The organism is Vibrio sp. QJM3NY_26 (assembly GCF_057786005.1).
In genome coordinates this window covers 572,620-591,445 of record NZ_CM173515.1, presented here as the reverse complement: position 1 = coordinate 591,445, position 18,826 = coordinate 572,620, and the positions used below count along the sequence as shown (strand labels likewise).

Below are 18,826 nucleotides of genomic sequence, written 5' to 3'. Positions count from 1 at the left end.
AAGGCAGCAAGTGGAACTGGTTCGCACTCACTGCCTTTAATATTACTCAGTTTCGGAGAAAGTACCGACCCCCTAGTATTTCGTTTCGGCCTCATGGGGCGCTAAAAACACCCCTTTCTCGCCCAAGATATCTCGATAGTAGGTCTCAAACATCAAGATATTCTGAACGTAACCACGAGTCTCTTTGAATGGAATCATTTCGATAAAAGCAAATGCATCGAGCTTTTCATCGCTGCGTGAACGCCATTGTTTCACACGACTCGGGCCTGCATTATAAGCAGCAAATGCAAAAATACGGTTGTTATCATATTGAGCTAATAGGCCATCTAGATAGTGGCTACCAATCTCAATGTTCTTGCCGACATCATAAAGATCATCGCTGTCCTGGTACTTAATCTTATGTTTTTTAGCCGTATATTGAGCCGTCTTTGGCATAATTTGCATGATGCCACGCGCGCCAACTGGAGAGCGAGCCTCTGAATCCATCGCACTCTCTTGCCTCGCTAAAGACATTAAGGTAATCGGGTCTATATCGTGCTTTTCTGCATAGAAGTTAAACCACCACTTATGAGCAACAGGGAAGCGTAAAGCGATGTTGTCCCACATCTTCGCAGAGATGCTCGCAGTCACTGTAAAGTGGTTCCAACGCTGCGTCGCAGCATGAGCGGCAAGCATTGATTTCTGATCTTTATCAGCATTGGTTAACAACCAACGCCATTCACTCTTCGCTGCCGCAATTTTATCTCGGTCAATCAGCTCGCCGATTCGAACCAAAGAAGTCTCAAATGGCTTTACTGTTTCAGCGTTGTATTTGAGTGTCGATGTTGGGTACTGAACTGGCTTACCTAACTGCTTAGCCGCAGCCACACTGTAGAAATTACGCTGACCCAAGATATCTGACAGTCGTTTGTTACCCTTAGCAGTATCACCGAGTGCTATCTCTGCTCTACCCTGCCAATACTGCCAGCGAAGCGAAGCCTGATGCTTATCATCTAAGCGCGCTATCCACTCTTTCAAGCCAGTCCAATCTGCATGCTGAATAGCTAAACGAGCACGTCTTTCCAACAAGACTTGCTTTGATGAACTCTCGAGCATTTTGTCTCGCCACGCCATCAACTCTTCAGAGTCGGTATTGATCAATCGGAACGTTAGGTAGTCCGCTAGCTCTTGGGATTTTTCTTTCGAAAACTTTTGAGCTTTCACAACATCATCAAAAACCTCTTGAGCGCTGCTTGCTGATTTCCTTGCTAGCTTCTCGAAACCAAATTCGGTTTGAGCTTGGTAGAATTCATTCGCTGGGTGCTTCTTAGCAAACGCGAGTACATTTTCAGGCTTGTTGTACAACGCCTTCATCTGCTTAGCTTGAGCAATTGACTCATCATGATCTAATTGCTTGATCAGATAGGTCATTAACTTGCCGTTTCGTTTATCAAACGCCAATAGCATTCGCTGTAATATCAGCTCATCCGTTCTTAAACCCGCTTCATCCCAACTTTCGAAGAGCGGGTCACAGGCGTCATCAACACCATTACCACTTAGCCAAAGCTGTTTCGCACCTTTGAAGGCAAGCTCTTGATTGCCTTGCTCATAATGTGCTCGGTAATAGATACACTGGTATTTTTCACCAGTCGGCTCTTGGGTTTGAAACTCAAGGATCGTCTTCCACTGTTTTTGAGCCGCCAATAAATCTAAATAAGGCGCACGCATACGATTCGAAAATGGTAGGGCTTTATTCTCTTCAATAAAGGCATCCACTTCAGTAGGTGTGCGATCACCTAAGCCTAATAAGAAGGCTCGATAATCAGTGTAAGGCGTTAACGGATATGTTTGAATTTTGTTACGTAGCGCAGAGTAAGCTTCTAGATCACGGTTGTCTAAAACCTCTTGCGCTCTGTCATAAACATCACGCTGCATTTCAAGCTCGGAGGCATTGCTAGCCATAACCATCGGAGCCAGTGAAAATGAAGACAAAATTGCCGATGCAGCCACAGCAATTTTCGTATTACCAATGCGGAAAAACATTCGCTCTTTCCTTAGTGCGTGTATGAATACGTGAAGTCTATTTACGCCCGACATCACATCAAATGTAAAGAGTTTGAGTGTAAATATTATTAATATTTAACACTTCGCCTCAGAAGCTTATTAAATATAGTTTTAATGACCAATGTGACAATAATAGGTAAGGATTAGTTCAAGAATGGCTTTTCTGTCCTAGGAGTAACATCTTTGGGGATATTGGTATAAAATAGACGACAATTTTGAACAATAAATTAGGATCGATCGGCAATGGCTGAATACGTATATACCATGTCTCGGGTGAGCAAAACTGTTCCACCTAAGCGTCAAATTCTTAAAGACATTTCTCTTAGCTTTTTTCCTGGCGCTAAAATCGGTGTTTTGGGTCTAAATGGTTCAGGTAAATCTACCCTACTACGTATCATGGCTGGTATTGATACTGATATTGATGGTGAAGCTCGTGCACAACAAGGTCTTAAGGTCGGTTACCTACCGCAAGAGCCTATACTAGACGAATCAAAAACAGTGCGTGAAATCGTAGAAGAAGCGGTTTCTGATGTTGCAGACGCACTTAAGCGTATCGATGCAGTATATGCAGCTTACGCTGAACCAGATGCAGATTTTGACGCTCTTGCTAAAGAACAAGGCGAGCTTGAAGCTCTGATCCAAGCGAAAGACGGCCACAACCTAGAGACAGCTCTAGAGCGCGCAGCTGACGCACTTCGTCTTCCTGAGTGGGATGCGAAAATCGAATTCCTATCAGGTGGTGAACGTCGTCGTGTTGCGATCTGTCGTCTACTTCTAGAAAAGCCAGACATGCTGCTTCTTGATGAACCAACCAACCACTTGGATGCAGAATCAGTGGCTTGGCTTGAGCACTTCCTTGTTGATTACAGCGGTACTGTTGTGGCTATTACCCACGACCGTTACTTCCTAGACAACGCTGCTGGCTGGATTCTAGAACTTGACCGTGGTGAAGGTATTCCATGGGAAGGTAACTACACATCTTGGCTAGAGCAGAAAGATGAGCGTCTGAAACAAGAAAAATCAGGCGAAAGCGCACGTCAAAAGACAATCGAGAAAGAACTTGAGTGGGTTCGTCAAAACCCTAAAGGCCGTCAAGCGAAGTCTAAAGCTCGTATGGCTCGTTTTGAAGAACTAACGACTGGCCAATACCAGAAGCGTAACGAAACCAACGAACTGTTCATCCCGCCGGGTGAGCGTTTAGGTGACAAGGTACTTGAAGTTAAGAACCTAACGAAGTCATTTGGTGATCGCGTTCTTATCGACGACCTATCGTTCAGCATGCCTAAAGGCGCTATTGTGGGTATCGTAGGTGCCAACGGTGCAGGTAAATCAACACTATTCAAGATGCTAAGCGGCGCAGAACAGCCAGATTCAGGTTCAGTTGAATTAGGCGAAACGGTTAAGCTTGCTTCTGTTGATCAGTTCCGTGACAGCATGGACGACACCAAAACAGTATTCCAAGAGATCTCTGAAGGCGCTGATATCATTAAGATCAACAACTTCGAAATCCCTGCACGTGCTTACTGTTCTCGTTTCAACTTCAAAGGCAACGACCAACAGAAAATCATCGGTCAGCTTTCTGGTGGTGAACGTAACCGTGTTCACCTTGCTAAACTGCTGAAAGCGGGCGGCAACGTACTGCTACTCGATGAACCAACCAATGACCTTGATGTCGAAACTCTGCGTGCACTTGAAGAAGCGCTGCTTGAGTTCCCTGGCTGTGCAATGGTTATCTCGCATGACCGTTGGTTCCTTGACCGTATTGCGACCCATATCTTAGACTACCGTGATGAAGGTCAAGTTAACTTCTACGAAGGTAACTATACTGAATACACAGAGTGGCTGAAAAAGACTCTGGGCGCACAAGCGGCTGAACCGCACCGTATCAAGTACAAGCGTATTGCGAAGTAAATTAGCTTGTATTTTGAACAAAGGCCGCGATAATAGCGGCCTTTGATATATCTGGCTTACTATTTACCTATTGATATAGAGAAATTACCTATGCTTGAAAGACGTCAATTTTCACGAGTTATTTATCAAGTCCCGACTGAGATCTCACAAGGACAAGTAAATGTATCAGGCTCAGTGCAAGACTTATCTCTCCATGGTTTACTCATTCAATGTGATAAATGGCAGCAACTCAGCCACGATGCTCCTGTTCAAGTCAGCTTTAAGCTCACCAACAGTGATATCAATATTCAGTTAGAAGCAATGATAGTCTCTACCATCAATACCTCAATGCGTTTACGCATAGAGCATTTAGATATTGATAGTATTAGCCACCTTAAGCGCCTTGTTGAGCTTAATGTCGGCGACGATGAACTGCTTTATAGAGAGATTGAACACCTTACCGATTTGGGTAAAGAATAATATCTCCATTACCCTTTTTTCTATTAGAAGCATTTAGTTAATACAGAACCATGTCTAAAAAAATTTCCATTACTATTCCCTCTAACCAAGGGGAACAGACGTTTTACTTCGGCCGAAAAGCCGTGCTCATGTGCACCACTGCCATTTTTTCAGTGCCACTGTTAATTGGCGGAGCTGCATACATGCACTTCGAAGGTAAACAAGAGCTCGCGATGCAAGCAGGCGATGCACAACAGTTGATTGAAACGCTGATTGTTGAAAAAGAGCAAACCGAGTTTCTTTACGCTGAGCAGGTAGAAACCAATCACTCGTTATCGCAAACACTGACAGAAAAAGAAGGCACCATTCAACTGCTTGGTAAGCGTGTATTTGATGTGGAATCCGTGCTGGGTCTTGCTGATGAAGAACTGCTTACCGATGATATCTCTTTAGAAGATCGCATTGATGCTGCGGCGGTAGATTCAGCAGTAAGAGCGACGATGTTCCGTTTGATTCCAAACGACAGTCCTATGGCTTATCAACGTATCTCTTCTTCTTATGGTAGCCGTACTAATCCTATTTCAGGAAAACGCCATGTACATACTGGTATCGATCTAACGTGTAAGCGTGGTGAAGATATTGTCGCGCCCGCAGATGGCGTTATTGAAACGGTACGGCCAAGTAAAAAAGGCTTCGGTAACTTTATTACTATGCGTCATTCGTTCGGCTTCATGAGTTCTTACGCACATCTACAAAAATTCAAAGTTCGCAGCGGTCAGTTTGTTAGTAAAGGTGATGTGATTGCGAGTTGTGGTAACTCAGGTAACTCAACCGGGCCACACCTGCATTATGAAGTACGCTTTCTTGGTCGCTCCCTAAATCCGCAATACTTAATGGATTGGACACCGGAAAACTTCAACTACGTGTTCGAGAAAGAGAAAAAGGTTAAGTGGGGTCCACTGGTTCAACTGATTGATAATGTGGTTCGCTTGCAGATCAACCTGACGAATGTGCCTTACATTAGCTCGACTATCGACACGGTATCAAGTGAAGATACTAAAAAGCCTATCGCGACTAACTAGTTATTAGCTGTTGGTTATTAGCTATTGATTATTAGGGCCAGTTGGTTTGGCCTATGATGATCTAATTGCTTTTAGCCTACTGTAGGCCAACTACTTTTAGTCCTGAATTAGATAAAAAAAGAGCGACCATCAGGTCGCTCTTTTTTTATAATTTCAAATAGTGATTAGCCACGATGAATAGAGTCATGTGCTTGTTTTAAAAGGTTTTGGCTCTCTTGCAAGAACTGTTGCGAGTAATCTCCAAACCAATCACTGACTTGATTAAAGCTATCAACAAACTTGGCTTTATCTTTCCCATCCAAGATTTCTAATGCTTCACCGAAACGACTGTGGAAGCGTCGAATCATCTCAATATTCTCATCCGAAGAAAGAATGATATCACCGTACAAGTTCGGGTCTTGAGCAAACAGACGGCCAACCATCGCAATTTCAAGTCGGTAGATTGGTGAGCTTAGCTTCAGAAGCTGATCAATGTTCGGGTTCTCTTTACTCAGGTGCAATCCGTAAGCAAAAGAGGTGAAGTGGCGAAGTGCTTGAATCAAGGTCATGCCGTGGTCGTGTTCAGCAGCATCCATTTGGCACAGGCTCGCGCCCCAAATACCAAATTGATTCAGCAACCATTGGTAGCTTTCAGAACCACGTCCATCACTGTAAACAATCACTTGTTTCGCAAGGCTTGGAACATCAGGACCAAACATTGGGTGTAATCCAACCACTGGGCCTTGGTGCATGTTCATCATGGCTTGTAGAGGTTTTGATTTAATCGACGTCAAATCACAAAGAATACAATCGCTTGGTAGGTTACCCAGCTTCGCAATAACACCTTCAGTTAGATGAATTGGAACCGTTACAACCACAAGGCCAGCATTATCTAAGATCTCATCGGCTTTATCCCAATCTTGGCTGCCGAGAATTTTCACTTCGTAACCAGAAAGCTTGAACATACGTCCAAACAAACCGCCAAGCTGACCATTACCACCAACGATAACCACTGAACGCAACTCGGGGTTAAGGCACTTAAAGCCAGAGTCTTTCTCACTGGCATAAGACTCACGCATAGTACGACGCAAAATATCTTCGATTAACTGCGGTGGAACCCCTATTTTCTCGGCTTCTTGACGACGAGATGCCAGCATCGCAGCTTCGCGCTCTGGTACATAAATAGGTAAACCATGTTCGCTTTTCACTTCGCCTACTTTCTCTACTAGAGCAAGACGTTGAGCCAGTAAATCCAACATTTGTTTATCGACAGCATCGATTTGGTCGCGTAATTCGTTCAGTTCAACGGCCATTTTATTCCTTACTCATCTATAAGCCCGTGCTAATCTTTAAGCCCACCTGGCGCAGGTTCGTTAGCAACAGATCTTAAAATGCCCCATTAGATGAGGCACTTAAATTTTAAACCCTGACTAACCTTTCAAGCGGTTCTCTAAGAACGGGACTAATTCCGTATGTGCATGCTTCAATAGTGCCTCAGTTGACTCCCAATTGATACACGCGTCCGTGATAGATACCCCGTATTTCATCTCATTGAGAGGTATATCTGAAGATTGGTTTCCTTCGTTAATATGGCTCTCAATCATCAGGCCGATAATCGACTTATTACCTTCACGAATCTGATGGATGACATCTTCAGCCACCAGCGGTTGGCGACGGAAATCTTTACGAGAGTTCGCATGGCTACAGTCAACCATTAGTGCCGCCTCTAAGCCAGACTTACCCAGCTCTTGCTCACATTCGTGTACAGATACTGAATCGTAGTTCGTCTGCTTACCGCCACGTAAAATTACGTGACCATTTGGGTTACCTTGCGTCGTGAGTAGTGCGACTTGACCTTCACGGCTGATACCCATGAAACGGTGGCTAGAAGAAGCCGCCTGCATTGCATTGATTGCAGTACCTAGATTGCCATCCGTACCATTCTTAAAGCCGATTGGCATTGAAAGACCACTCGCCATTTCGCGGTGGGTTTGTGACTCAGTCGTACGTGCGCCGATTGCTGCCCAGCTGAATGTATCTGCTAGGTATTGTGGGCTGATTGGGTCTAGCGCTTCGGTCGCTAGTGGGATTTCCATCTCAGCTAACTCAACTAAAAGCTCACGACCAACATGCAGACCATGCTCAATATCGAACGTACCATCTAGATGTGGGTCATTGATCAAGCCTTTCCAACCAACAGTGGTACGAGGCTTTTCAAAGTAAACACGCATAACAATATACAGTTGGTCGCTCAGTTCTTCAGAAAGTGCTTTGAGGCGTTTCGCGTACTCTTTCGCAGCTTCAATATCATGGATAGAACATGGGCCACATACTACAAGCATGCGATGATCTTTCTTATGAATGATATTTGCTATAGTTTCACGAGACTCTTGAATGAAACGACGAGCATTATCACTCAAAGGCAGTTTTGCTTTTAACTCCTCTGGAGTAATCAGTACCTGTTCGTCGATGATATTGACATTGCTTAATTCACTTTTCTGCATAACTCAACCTGTATATTTATTTTTACACCCAACATTTACATTTGGGCTAACAATCTTTAAAAACACAATAACAGCTACAAAAACGATTGCAAGTGTAAACAATAAAAAACATTTACTGTAAATTTAAATTTACACACTCTCTTTAGTTCACTCTGATACACAAACCAGTTTAAACCGCGCCCCACACATACAAAAAAGGCGATATTTCTCATATCGCCTTCTTCAAACTTATAGAGTGTTTATTTATCACCCAGCGTTTAACATTCGCTTAATTTGCTCTGAGGCCTTTTTCCATCGACTATCTGAGTGAAGCGTCGATAAATCAAAGCTGTGCTTTTTAAGCAATGAGTTGGCTAAAAGCACCTCTTGAATCGCTAAGTGATCAAGAGCCTCAATTTGTGCATCTCGCTTATTACACATCAGCACCATGTCACACCCTGCATTCAGAGCAGCCTTCGCTCTATCGGCTGGCCCACCCATAATCGCAGCACCTTCCATAGTTAGGTCATCAGAGAACACCAAGCCTTTAAATCCAAGCTGTTGCTTCAATACTTTCTGCAACCAATACTCAGAGCCACTCGCTGGCTGATCATCATAGTGCGAAAAAACCACGTGCGCAGGCATCATCGCATCTAATATTCCAGCTTCAATTTGAGCCTTGAAGATGGCCATGTCGGTTTCAAAGATGTCGTCTCTAGGATCGTAAGGCGTTTCAAGATGCGAATCAGCAATCACACCGCCGTGTCCTGGGAAGTGCTTGCCTGTTGTCGCCATGCCAACCGATTTCATGCCCTTAATAAAAGCACTACTGTGGCGAACGATAGTATCAATATCTTCACCAAACGCTCGGCTACCAATCGCTTTACACTCATGGCCTTTGTCTAATACAGGCGCAAAGCTCAGATCGATATCATGGGCAATCAATTCCGCCGCCATCAACCAACCGGCTTGTTCTGCTAACTGCTCACCATTATTCTTAGTCGCGAATTCTTGAGCGGCAGGGATAATTGAAAATCCATCGCGGAAGCGCTGAACTCGGCCACCTTCTTGGTCAACACCAATCAAAATAGGACGTTTCGCTACCTTGCGGATCTCTTTGTTTAACGCCGAAAGCTGTTTGCTATCGTGGTAGTTTCGAGCAAATAAGATGAGACCACCAACGGTTGGATGCTCTAAAATTTCTCTGTCTTCAGCTGTTAGCTCATAGCCCGCAACATCTACCCACAACGGTCCCATATTTATCCCTTATTAAACCTAATTTCATAAACTTCCCGAGATTATTCTCTTTAAATTTGCTTTACAATGTTTTTAAACCAATCTGTGGAAGACTTTAAGAATGCAGGGCAAGAGCTTAGGAATGGATCATAAAGAACTGTATATAGGTGTGATGTCGGGGACGAGTATGGACGGTGTTGATACAGCGTTAGTCTCGATTGAAGACGATAGCATTACATTGCTTGCTCATGATGAGTTCCCAATGCCTGATGACCTCAAAGCGCGCCTACTTGAGGTTTGTATTGGTCAGAAAACCGATTTGATTACCATTGGCGAACTCGACCACCAGCTTGGCCATTTATTTGCTGATGCGGTTCTGCAACTTCTCGACAAGTCAGTTACACCTGCATCCTCTGTGAGTGCGATTGGTAATCATGGCCAAACTGTATTCCACCAGCCAACGGGTGATTCGCCATTTACCATGCAGTTGGGTGATGCCAATATCATTGCCGCTAAAACACAGATTAAAACAGTCGCTGATTTCCGACGAAAAGACATGGCACTAGGCGGGCAAGGGGCTCCTCTAGTACCCGCCTTCCACCATACTATTTTTCACCCGCAAGACAGCTCTGTCGTGGTCTTGAATATTGGTGGTATCTCTAACATTTCAGTGCTGAGACCGAATCAACCAACACTTGGCTACGATACAGGCCCGGGCAATATGTTGATGGACGCTTGGGTTGATAAACACACTGGCGAACAGTTTGACCGCGATGCGCAATTCGCACTTAAAGGCCAACTAAACCATGGCTTGCTCAAACAACTGTTAGATGAATCTTATCTATCTCAAATGCCACCGAAAAGTACTGGTAGAGAACTGTTCAACCTACCTTGGCTAGAACAACAGTTAACAGAATTTAAAGATCTTGCGGCAGAAGATGTTCAGCGCACGCTTTGTGAATACACCGCATTAACGATAGCCAATGAAGTAGAAACTTATCGCTTGGGTAACCAACCTGCACTGTATGTGTGTGGCGGTGGTACGAGAAATCCATTGTTGATGAAGAGACTGTCTGAACTGCTTCTTAGCTGGGAGGTTGAGTCGACGACCAGTAAAGGCGTTGATGCCGATTACATGGAAGCCATGGCCTTTGCGTGGCTTGCTCAACGTCATATTCATCAACTGCCAAGCAATTTACCGGAAGTGACTGGCGCAAGCAGAGCGGCCTCTCTAGGCGTTCTATATCGTGCAGATTAACTTGATAGCCGTGCTGACTTAGTAACAATACTGACTTCGCGGTGCTGTCTAAACAATTTTAGAACCATCATTTAAGGATCACTATGAGTAACGACGCTCTCATATCAGCGCTCTCGCACCTCGTTTCGGAGGGGAGAAACCCTGATACTATGGATATTGATCTGCTCACCTCTCTCGAAGTGGTTGAAAAGATTAATCAACAAGATAAGCAAGTCCCACTGGCAATCGAAGTAGAGCTGCCACAGATAGCTCAAGCCGTTGATAAAATCGCTCACGCCTTTCAACATGGTGGCCGATTGATTTACATGGGCGCAGGAACCAGTGGTCGATTGGGCGTGTTAGATGCCTCAGAATGCCCTCCGACTTTCGGCGTTTCAGACAAGATGGTTATCGGTCTCATCGCTGGCGGACCAGAGGCGATTTTAAAAGCCAAAGAAGGTGCGGAAGACTCGCTGACTCTCGGAATTGAAGATCTCAAAGCGATTCAGTTTTCAGAAAATGATGTCGTGGTAGGCATCGCTGCTAGTGGCCGTACACCTTACGTAATTGGTGCACTCAACTACGCAAATCAAATAGGAGCAGTAACGGTTGCGCTGTCTTGTAATCCTGGCTCTCCGATTGCTGAGATTGCTCAAATCGCGATAAGCCCAGTGGTTGGCCCGGAAGCATTGACTGGCTCAACACGCCTCAAATCAGGTACGGCGCAAAAATTAGTGCTAAATATGCTAACGACTGCCAGCATGATTCGTATCGGTAAGAGCTACCAAAATCTGATGGTCGACGTAAAAGCAACCAATGAAAAATTGGTTGCCCGCGCTGCTCGTATCGTTATCCAAGCGACGGAGTGTGATAAAGCCCTTGCTGTTTCGACACTTAAAACCACCGATTATGATGTGAAACTGTCTATTTTGATGATTCTGACAGGGCTGGGGTTAGAACCAGCTAAGGCTCAACTTGATCAACAAAATGGTTTCTTGAGAAAAGCGGTCGAGAATAATCAGTAATCTTAATTTGGTTTGTAGCTTCTCATTTAGACAGCTACTTTAACGACATACAAAAAGACCAGTACACATGCGGCACTGGTCTTTTTATTTTCTAATCGCTAGTTTGAGCTTAGTAGTCGTTAGAAAACTCATCCCAGCCGCGCTGCCATTCCATACGGAAACGTTGAGCGTCTTCCGTACCTGAACAAACGCCTTCATAAACCTGGCCAGATAAGCCAATTTGATAAGCATGGTTTGGGTTGCAGTATTCAGCAACACCTAAATAGTAACCTTTGCTGTAGCTTGATTGGTCTACCGTTCCAAGCTTAGTCATCTCTTGGTAAGAACGTTGAGTGTTACCTTTGATACCGTCACGATAGCCAATCTCTTGCCAATTGCCTTCGGCCGCTAAATCTTGAACATTGGCGCTGCATCCTGCAAGGCTAAATGCCACGGCGAATAGTGCTATTATTTTTTTCATTTCAATCCTTTATATTGTTACTTCACCACTTCCTGACGAAGCGCTGCCTTTGTGGCGATTCTCCGCTGGACACGTACTGATGTCCACTCATTGTCTGTTGTTGTCCTCTTAAGCAAGAGAACAAACCGCTCAATCAGTTATAACACCACTTAATTAGCTATTCGACCACTCACTCTCATAGCGGAAGTTTCTTCTCATACACTCCTTTAATATACACCCTGACTTAATTAATACATTCAGGGATAACAAATTATGATGTGGTTTCTTACCTGTGTTGCAGCACTCATTGGTGGCTACTTTATTTACGGTGCCTTTATCGAGAAGATTTTCGGTATCAATGAAAAGCGTCAAACACCCGCTCACACCAAGCAAGACGGCGTGGACTTCGTTCCAATGTCGACGCCAAAGGTTTACCTAGTTCAACTGCTTAACATTGCAGGTGTAGGTCCAATCTTCGGCCCTATCATGGGTGCCCTTTACGGCCCAGCAGCAATGCTTTGGATCGTGCTAGGTTGTATCTTCGCTGGTGCCGTACACGACTACTTCTCAGGTATGTTATCTATCCGCAATGGTGGCGCTTCGGTTCCAACCATCACTGGACGTTACCTAGGCAATGGCGCAAAACACTTTATGAACATCTTTGCCATTGTTCTACTGCTTCTTGTTGGTGTGGTATTCGTTTCAGCTCCAGCAGGCATGATCACTAACCTAGTGAACGACCAAACTGATTTCGTAATGTCTACGAGCACCATGGTTGTCATCATCTTTGCTTACTACATCATCGCAACGATTGTCCCTGTCGATAAAATCATTGGTCGCTTCTACCCACTGTTTGGTGCACTGCTTATCTTTATGTCTGTTGGCCTAATCACTGCGATTGGTCTATCTGACGAGCACCAAATCATGGGTGGCTTCGAGATGAAAGACATGTTCACTAACATGAACCCTAACGATCTACCGCTTTGGCCTGCTCTATTCATCACCATCGCTTGTGGTGCTATCTCTGGCTTCCACGCAACTCAGTCTCCACTAATGGCGCGTTGCATGGAAAACGAGAAAAATGGTCGCTTCGTATTCTACGGTGCAATGATTGGTGAAGGCATCATCGCTCTAATCTGGTGTGCGCTTGCTCTGTCATTCTTCGGTTCAGTTGAGTCTTTGTCTGACGCGATTGCAAACGGCGGCCCTGGTAACGTGGTATACAGCGCTTCATTTGGCCTACTGGGTGTATTTGGCGGGATCCTTGCTTTCCTTGGCGTGGTTATCCTACCTATCACTTCTGGTGATACAGCGTTCCGTTCAAGCCGTCTTATCCTTGCTGAATACTTCAACATGGAACAGAAGACACTGCGTAACCGCCTACTGATGGCTCTACCACTGTTCGTTATCGGTGGCGTCCTGACTCAAGTAGACTTCGGCATCATCTGGCGCTACTTCGGTTTTGCTAACCAATCAACAGCAGTCATGATGCTATGGACAGCTTCGGCTTACCTACTTCGTCACAATAAACTGCACTGGGTAACAACGGTTCCAGCTGTGTTCATGACATCTGTATGTATCACATTCATCCTGAACAACAGCCAACTGGGCTTCGGTCTACCAATGCAGCTTTCAACTATCATCGGCGTGGTGAGTGCATTCGGAATTGCTGCTTACGTTATCAAAATTTCAAAAGGCAAAGGCGATATCGACCTTGCTGATGAAGAAGAAAAAGAAGCAAAAGGCGTCACCAAAACCGCCTAGTTCTTTCAGACTCCTGAGAACAAGAGACACGTCTTCATAGAGAGACGAAAAAACAAGCCAAACACACTTCGCTTGCTCCCGTAATCACCCAGTGATTCGTGGAAATTATGACTAAAGCCCGTCCTCTGTGATGGGCTTTACTGTATCTCAGCATTAGTACATCAATATTGGTATCTCCGCCTGACAAGCAATCGTCACTCGATATAACCAACGAAAACACAAGCAAAGCTACCGTTACCACGCAATGAGCTTTACACTTAACCAGCGTCTCAATAGGTGAAAATATGGAACTCATTCTCTCTCTGCTGCAACAAACCTGTGTTTACTTAGTAATTGCTTACATGCTAAGTAAAACTCCACTGATTCTCCCTTTGTTGAGCATCTCTTCACGCTTAAGTCATAAAGTCAGCTGTTATGTTCTGTTTTCTCTGTTCTGTATTATGGGCACCTATTTTGGACTGCAGATTAATGACGCGATAGCCAATACGCGCGCGATGGGTGCGGTCATGGGTGGTCTATTTGGCGGCCCTGTCGTTGGCTTTGCCGTCGGCTTTACTGGCGGTATTCACCGTTACTCATTAGGCGGCTTCACAGACTTGGCTTGTGCTATTTCCACCACAGCTGAAGGCTTGATTGGCGGCCTATTGCACGTTTATCTCGTCAGAAAGAACAAAGCCAGCCAGCTGTTTAATCCATTGGTGGTTTTCTCTGTTACCTTGTTTGCAGAGATTATTCAGATGCTAATTCTGTTAGCGGTCGCGAAACCATTCGAGCAGTCCTACGCTCTGGTTTCTGATATTGCCGCGCCAATGATCATTGCTAACTCAGTGGGTGCGGCGCTGTTCATGAGCATCATCCAAGATCGGAAAACCATCTTCGAGAAGTATTCGGCAACTTTCTCACGCCGCGCATTAACCATCGCCGAGCGTTCAGTGGGTATTTTGCATGGTGGATTCAATTCGGATAATGCGCAAAAAATCGTGCGTATCATTTACGAAGAGACTAACGTTGGTGCGGTGGCGATCACCGACCGAGAAAAAATCCTAGCGTTCATCGGGATTGGTGATGAACACCATATTCCGAACACCCCTATTTCATCGCAGAGCACGCTCACTTCGATGGAACAGAACGACATCATCTACCTTGATGGCAAAGAGAATCCATACCAATGCTCCCTTTCGCAGGATTGTAAGTTAGGCTCCGCGCTAATTATCCCGTTAAGAGCAGGAAACGAAGTCATCGGAACCATCAAACTGTATGAGCCAAAGTTGAAACTATTCTCGACCATCAATATGTCGATGGGTGAAGGTATCGCTCAGCTATTGTCGAGCCAGATCCTGTTTAGTAATTATCAACAACAGCAAACGCTGCTCACCCAAGCGGAAATCAAACTGCTGCATGCACAGGTGAACCCACACTTCTTGTTTAATGCGCTTAACACAATCAGCGCAGTGACACGTCGCGACCCAGATAAAGCTCGGGAGCTAATTCAGCATCTGTCTCACTTCTTTAGAAGTAACCTGAAGCAGAACATCAACACTGTAAAGCTCAAAGATGAACTGGCACACGTTAATGCGTATCTAACCATAGAGAAAGCACGCTTTACCGATCGATTAGAAGTGGAATGGGATATCGACCCACAACTGTATGAGTCGCAACTGCCAAGCTTTACCCTGCAGCCACTGGTTGAAAACGCCATCAAGCATGGTATTTCAAACATGTTGGAAGGCGGCCAAGTGAAGATCTATAGCGAAGCCTTCGAGGGTGGATTTAAGCTGATCGTGGAAGACAATGCAGGCAACTATCAAAAGCCTTCTCAAGACCATGTCGGTTTAGGGATGGAAATTGTTGATAAACGACTCACTAATTTCTTTGGACAAGATTCAGCACTAAAAATAGAATCTCAACCACAGCAATTCACTCGAATGAGCTTTATCATACCTATACTAAAATAAAGGTATTTTCGGAGACGAATCGCTCCGAGTTGAAACATTTAGAAGCAGACATTTAAAAGATAAGCATGAATCAAACAGGGATAGAACCAAGATGAAGATTGTAGGATGTTAAAGGCATTAGTTGTCGATGATGAGCTTTTTGCTCGCGAAGAACTGATTGAACTACTGACCGAAACAGGAGAGGTGGAAATCATCGGCCAAGCAAGTAACGCGATCGAAGGACTTAAACAGATCAATCTGCTCAAGCCTGACGTGGTGTATTTGGATATCCAAATGCCGCAAGTTACCGGAATCGAACTATTAAGCATGCTTGACCCAGACACCATGCCCTACGTGGTATTCGTCACTGCTTACGACCAATATGCGATTCAAGCCTTTGAAGACAATGCCTTTGATTACCTACTCAAACCGGTTGAACCTTGTCGATTAAACAAGAGTGTTTGTCGTCTGAATAAGGTCATCAAGCAGAACCACAAAGCGCCGGAACAAGACATCTCTGCCATTGCTCCTTGCCGTTTAGAACAGATCCCGTGTATCGGCCATAACCGCATAGTGATTATGGCGAGCCAAACGGTCGAGTGCGCTTATTCGGATATCAGTGGTGTGCATGTTCGTAGCTCCTCACAAACGGCGACCTCACAGTTAACGCTAAAGATCTTGGAAGAAAAAACCGATTTGATCCGTTGTCATCGACAGTATTTGATCAACATAAAATCGATCCAAGAGATCAAACTGTTGGAAAATGGATTAGCGGAGATCATCACGCTGACTGGCTTTGAAGTGCCTGTCAGCCGCCGCTACCTCAAGACACTGAAAGAGCTACTCGGTCTCCAGTAACTTGTTAGAAATTCGACGACTTGTTCCAAAGCACGATCAAAAAAGCCAACGCATCAACGTTGGCTTCCTGCTGTTTACAAATCAATAGTGTTTGCGAATCGATAGAGTTACGAATCGATCTTGTCACACATCAATAGTGATTAGTCGACTTGCTTAATCTGCAGCTCTTTCGGTACTTCGAAGAACATGTTCTCTTCACGACCTTGAATCTCTTCAACCTCGGTAGCACCCAGCTCACGAATACGATCTAAGATTTGGTTTACCAACTCTTCAGGAGCAGAAGCACCGGCTGTTACACCGATTTTCTTTTTCCCTTCAACCCATTCAGTTTGAATGTCTTCAGGGCAGTCTGTTAGATAACCTGGCGTACCGAGCTTCTCAGCTAGCTCTTTTAAACGAGTTGAGTTCGATGAGTTCTTAGAACCAACAACTATCACCACATCAACATCACCGGCCATCTCACGAATTGCGTCCTGACGGTTTTGAGTCGCGTAGCAGATGTCGTCTTTACGTGGGCCTTGGATCTCAGGGAACACTCGACGCAGCTCTTCAATCACGTCTGCAGTTTCATCAACTGACAACGTGGTTTGGCTAACGTAATGCAGGTTACTTGGATCATTCACCACTAGGTTCTGTACGTCCTCTGGTTTCTCAACCAAGTACATTCCACCTGTTTGGCTAGCGTACTGACCCATGGTGCCTTCCACTTCTGGGTGACCCGCGTGACCAATCAGAACCACTTCCATATGCTTGCGGCTCGCACGAGCAACTTCCATATGTACTTTGGTTACCAATGGGCATGTTGCATCAAATACCGTGAGTTCACGCTCTTTCGCTTCTTTACGAACCGCTTGAGAGACACCGTGAGCAGAGAAGATCACGATGTTGTCGTCTGGCACTTCACTCAGTTCTTCGACAAAAATAGCACCACGCTGCTTGAGCCCCTCAACAACAAAGCGGTTGTGCACCACTTCATGGCGAACATAGATCGGTGGCTGATACATTTCGAGTGCGCGTTCTACGATGCTGATCGCACGATCGACACCAGCACAAAAGCCACGAGGGTTAGCTAACATTATTTTCATTTCATTGCTCATCATTTACCGCGGTACTAAGGTTGTTTCTATAGAGTTCGCTGTCAGCGAGGTTCGCATTCTACAGTGAAGCGCCTAGACAGTGAAGCTTCGGGTGACATCACAGCTGTAAGGCTATCTTGTTCTAGCGTGAAGACAGCTATTCTATCGTTATTCCACCGCTAAGATGTTGACGTCAAACGTAACGTCTTGGCCTGCTAATGGGTGATTAAAATCAACGGTCACTGAATCACCTGCAATATCAGTGATAATACCCGGGATCTCCATACCATCAGGACCTGAGAAAGCCATAATAGTGCCAACTTCGACTTCAGAATCGCCAACAAACTTAGCACGATCCATATGATGGATATGATCTGGATTTGGCATACCAAAGGCGTCTTGCGCCTTCAATTCGATAGACTTTTCAGTCCCCGTTTCAAGACCAATCAGGCACTGTTCAAAGTTCTCACTTAGGCTGCCATCACCCATAACGAACTTCGCAGGCTTACCCATATTTTCGGTGCTATCGGCAACTGAACCATCCTTCATTTTAATCGTAAAATGTAGAGTTACTGCTGAATCATTTTTAATTGCTGCCACGTTACTTTCCTTAGATTTCTTTATTATTTGAGAACGCATTCTGCTTTGCTCCCTTATTAATTGCAGCATAAAAAAAAGCGCCGTCGGAATCAACCGACAGCGCTTAGGGCTATTCTATTCTGTGAGTCATAGACTGACTTTAGGGCAATCTATTTAAAAGCGATTTACTTAATACTCATTAATGCCTGAGTAGCCTATTTGCTTTCATCTTTCTTGCGAAAGCCATCTAAGATGATCATCACAGCACCGATACAGATCCCCATATCCGCTAAGTTAAACGCAGGCCAATGGTAAGTACCCCAGTAGAAATCTAAGTAATCGACAACAAAGCCGTGTACGACTCGGTCAAATACGTTTCCAACAGCGCCACCAATGATGATCGCATAAGCAATGTTATTCCACTTCTCTGCCGCAGGTAGTTTACTCATCCAGTATGTCAGCATGCCCGTTACCGCAAAGGCGATACCAGTAAACAACCAACGCTGCCAGCCACTCTGATCGCTCAGAAAGCTAAATGCTGCACCATAGTTATGGACATACAAAAAGTTAAAGAATGGTAACACCTCGATACGGTTTGCCCAGCCATAACCCATATTGTCCATAACGAATAGTTTGATGCCAATATCTGCAAGGAAGACCAACAGAGCCAGCCATAACCAACGCACACCAGATTGTTTTAACGAAACTTCACTCATTTCTATTCCTAGTATTTACGAAGCCA

16 protein-coding genes are annotated in these 18,826 nt (G+C 44.8%); 8 read left to right on the top strand and 8 right to left on the bottom strand.

All coding sequences use genetic code 11. The features are described 5' to 3' along the window. Positions 1 to 72: 72 nt before the first annotated feature. Positions 73 to 2,022 carry a murein transglycosylase gene (sltY, locus tag AC3CH4_RS02575; RefSeq protein ID WP_488543251.1) on the bottom strand — a complete coding sequence of 650 codons (1,950 nt, stop codon included), beginning with the start codon at positions 2,020 to 2,022 and terminating at the stop codon, positions 73 to 75. 264 nt (positions 2,023 to 2,286) lie between these two features. Here sltY and ettA point away from each other — a divergent pair, with 264 nt between their 5' ends. The 3 genes from ettA (at position 2,287) to AC3CH4_RS02560 (ending at position 5,474) form a co-directional block, all read left to right on the top strand. Beyond that, positions 2,287 to 3,954 carry an energy-dependent translational throttle protein EttA gene (gene ettA, locus AC3CH4_RS02570; protein ID WP_488543250.1) on the top strand — a complete coding sequence of 556 codons (1,668 nt, stop codon included), beginning with the start codon at positions 2,287 to 2,289 and terminating at the stop codon, positions 3,952 to 3,954. 90 nt (positions 3,955 to 4,044) lie between these two features. Continuing rightward, the gene (locus AC3CH4_RS02565; protein WP_280533184.1) at positions 4,045 to 4,413 is read left to right on the top strand and encodes a PilZ domain-containing protein; all 369 of its coding nucleotides are present in this window, start codon (positions 4,045 to 4,047) and stop codon (positions 4,411 to 4,413) included. Between the two features lie 50 nt (positions 4,414 to 4,463). Continuing rightward, the gene (locus AC3CH4_RS02560) at positions 4,464 to 5,474 is read left to right on the top strand and encodes a M23 family metallopeptidase (protein WP_237300706.1); all 1,011 of its coding nucleotides are present in this window, start codon (positions 4,464 to 4,466) and stop codon (positions 5,472 to 5,474) included. Positions 5,475 to 5,638: 164 nt separating this feature from the next. Here AC3CH4_RS02560 and tyrA read toward each other — a convergent pair whose 3' ends face one another. From tyrA to nagZ, 3 genes are all read right to left on the bottom strand, one after another. Continuing rightward, positions 5,639 to 6,766 carry a bifunctional chorismate mutase/prephenate dehydrogenase gene (gene tyrA, locus AC3CH4_RS02555; protein ID WP_017072892.1) on the bottom strand — a complete coding sequence of 376 codons (1,128 nt, stop codon included), beginning with the start codon at positions 6,764 to 6,766 and terminating at the stop codon, positions 5,639 to 5,641. A gap of 117 nt (positions 6,767 to 6,883) precedes the next feature. Then, positions 6,884 to 7,957, bottom strand: a complete 1,074-nt coding sequence (locus AC3CH4_RS02550) for a 3-deoxy-7-phosphoheptulonate synthase (RefSeq protein ID WP_237291130.1) — start codon at positions 7,955 to 7,957, stop codon at positions 6,884 to 6,886. Between the two features lie 246 nt (positions 7,958 to 8,203). Beyond that, complete coding sequence (gene nagZ, locus AC3CH4_RS02545) at positions 8,204 to 9,193, bottom strand: beta-N-acetylhexosaminidase (RefSeq protein WP_171308534.1); 990 nt, start codon at positions 9,191 to 9,193, stop codon at positions 8,204 to 8,206. 121 nt (positions 9,194 to 9,314) lie between these two features. Here nagZ and AC3CH4_RS02540 point away from each other — a divergent pair, with 121 nt between their 5' ends. Beyond that, positions 9,315 to 10,430, top strand: coding sequence for an anhydro-N-acetylmuramic acid kinase (locus tag AC3CH4_RS02540; RefSeq protein ID WP_488543249.1), 1,116 nt, complete (start codon positions 9,315 to 9,317; stop codon positions 10,428 to 10,430). Between the two features lie 83 nt (positions 10,431 to 10,513). After that, positions 10,514 to 11,434, top strand: coding sequence for an N-acetylmuramic acid 6-phosphate etherase (murQ, locus tag AC3CH4_RS02535; RefSeq protein WP_065207256.1), 921 nt, complete (start codon positions 10,514 to 10,516; stop codon positions 11,432 to 11,434). A 109-nt stretch (positions 11,435 to 11,543) separates the two neighbouring features. Here murQ and AC3CH4_RS02530 read toward each other — a convergent pair whose 3' ends face one another. Continuing rightward, positions 11,544 to 11,894, bottom strand: coding sequence for a DUF2799 domain-containing protein (locus tag AC3CH4_RS02530; protein WP_017091341.1), 351 nt, complete (start codon positions 11,892 to 11,894; stop codon positions 11,544 to 11,546). A gap of 252 nt (positions 11,895 to 12,146) precedes the next feature. Here AC3CH4_RS02530 and AC3CH4_RS02525 point away from each other — a divergent pair, with 252 nt between their 5' ends. The 3 genes from AC3CH4_RS02525 to btsR all read left to right on the top strand — a co-directional run bounded on the left by AC3CH4_RS02525 (position 12,147) and on the right by btsR (position 16,429). Next, positions 12,147 to 13,637, top strand: coding sequence for a carbon starvation CstA family protein (locus AC3CH4_RS02525; RefSeq protein WP_171328922.1), 1,491 nt, complete (start codon positions 12,147 to 12,149; stop codon positions 13,635 to 13,637). Between the two features lie 284 nt (positions 13,638 to 13,921). Further along, a complete protein-coding gene (locus AC3CH4_RS02520; RefSeq protein WP_114632993.1) occupies positions 13,922 to 15,592 on the top strand; it encodes a sensor histidine kinase in 1,671 nt (556 codons plus the stop codon). Positions 15,593 to 15,697: 105 nt separating this feature from the next. After that, positions 15,698 to 16,429 (top strand): two-component system response regulator BtsR, encoded by a 732-nt coding sequence (btsR, locus tag AC3CH4_RS02515; RefSeq protein WP_004735051.1) that lies wholly within the window; start codon positions 15,698 to 15,700, stop codon positions 16,427 to 16,429. 140 nt (positions 16,430 to 16,569) lie between these two features. On the opposite strand, the gene ispH is transcribed toward btsR, so the two are convergent. The 3 genes from ispH to lspA form a co-directional block, all read right to left on the bottom strand. Further along, positions 16,570 to 17,526 carry a 4-hydroxy-3-methylbut-2-enyl diphosphate reductase gene (gene ispH, locus AC3CH4_RS02510; protein WP_029222310.1) on the bottom strand — a complete coding sequence of 319 codons (957 nt, stop codon included), beginning with the start codon at positions 17,524 to 17,526 and terminating at the stop codon, positions 16,570 to 16,572. A gap of 147 nt (positions 17,527 to 17,673) precedes the next feature. After that, positions 17,674 to 18,105: an FKBP-type peptidyl-prolyl cis-trans isomerase gene (gene fkpB, locus AC3CH4_RS02505; protein ID WP_102501027.1), complete on the bottom strand. Its 432-nt coding sequence runs from the start codon at positions 18,103 to 18,105 to the stop codon at positions 17,674 to 17,676. Between the two features lie 194 nt (positions 18,106 to 18,299). Beyond that, on the bottom strand, positions 18,300 to 18,800 hold the full coding sequence (gene lspA / locus AC3CH4_RS02500; protein ID WP_488543248.1) for a signal peptidase II: 501 nt from the start codon (positions 18,798 to 18,800) through the stop codon (positions 18,300 to 18,302). Between the last annotated feature and the right edge of the window lie 26 nt (positions 18,801 to 18,826).

What these genes read in the sequence shown, in the direction of transcription:
- sltY (WP_488543251.1), bottom strand. Translation starts at nt 2,022, where the DNA reads ATGTTTTTCCGCATTGGTAATACGAAAATTGCTGTGGCTGCATCGGCA.
- ettA (WP_488543250.1), top strand. Translation starts at nt 2,287, where the DNA reads ATGGCTGAATACGTATATACCATGTCTCGGGTGAGCAAAACTGTTCCA.
- AC3CH4_RS02565 (WP_280533184.1), top strand. Translation starts at nt 4,045, where the DNA reads ATGCTTGAAAGACGTCAATTTTCACGAGTTATTTATCAAGTCCCGACT.
- AC3CH4_RS02560 (WP_237300706.1), top strand. Translation starts at nt 4,464, where the DNA reads ATGTCTAAAAAAATTTCCATTACTATTCCCTCTAACCAAGGGGAACAG.
- tyrA (WP_017072892.1), bottom strand. Translation starts at nt 6,766, where the DNA reads ATGGCCGTTGAACTGAACGAATTACGCGACCAAATCGATGCTGTCGAT.
- AC3CH4_RS02550 (WP_237291130.1), bottom strand. Translation starts at nt 7,957, where the DNA reads ATGCAGAAAAGTGAATTAAGCAATGTCAATATCATCGACGAACAGGTA.
- nagZ (WP_171308534.1), bottom strand. Translation starts at nt 9,193, where the DNA reads ATGGGACCGTTGTGGGTAGATGTTGCGGGCTATGAGCTAACAGCTGAA.
- AC3CH4_RS02540 (WP_488543249.1), top strand. Translation starts at nt 9,315, where the DNA reads ATGGATCATAAAGAACTGTATATAGGTGTGATGTCGGGGACGAGTATG.
- murQ (WP_065207256.1), top strand. Translation starts at nt 10,514, where the DNA reads ATGAGTAACGACGCTCTCATATCAGCGCTCTCGCACCTCGTTTCGGAG.
- AC3CH4_RS02530 (WP_017091341.1), bottom strand. Translation starts at nt 11,894, where the DNA reads ATGAAAAAAATAATAGCACTATTCGCCGTGGCATTTAGCCTTGCAGGA.
- AC3CH4_RS02525 (WP_171328922.1), top strand. Translation starts at nt 12,147, where the DNA reads ATGATGTGGTTTCTTACCTGTGTTGCAGCACTCATTGGTGGCTACTTT.
- AC3CH4_RS02520 (WP_114632993.1), top strand. Translation starts at nt 13,922, where the DNA reads ATGGAACTCATTCTCTCTCTGCTGCAACAAACCTGTGTTTACTTAGTA.
- btsR (WP_004735051.1), top strand. Translation starts at nt 15,698, where the DNA reads ATGTTAAAGGCATTAGTTGTCGATGATGAGCTTTTTGCTCGCGAAGAA.
- ispH (WP_029222310.1), bottom strand. Translation starts at nt 17,526, where the DNA reads ATGAGCAATGAAATGAAAATAATGTTAGCTAACCCTCGTGGCTTTTGT.
- lspA (WP_488543248.1), bottom strand. Translation starts at nt 18,800, where the DNA reads ATGAGTGAAGTTTCGTTAAAACAATCTGGTGTGCGTTGGTTATGGCTG.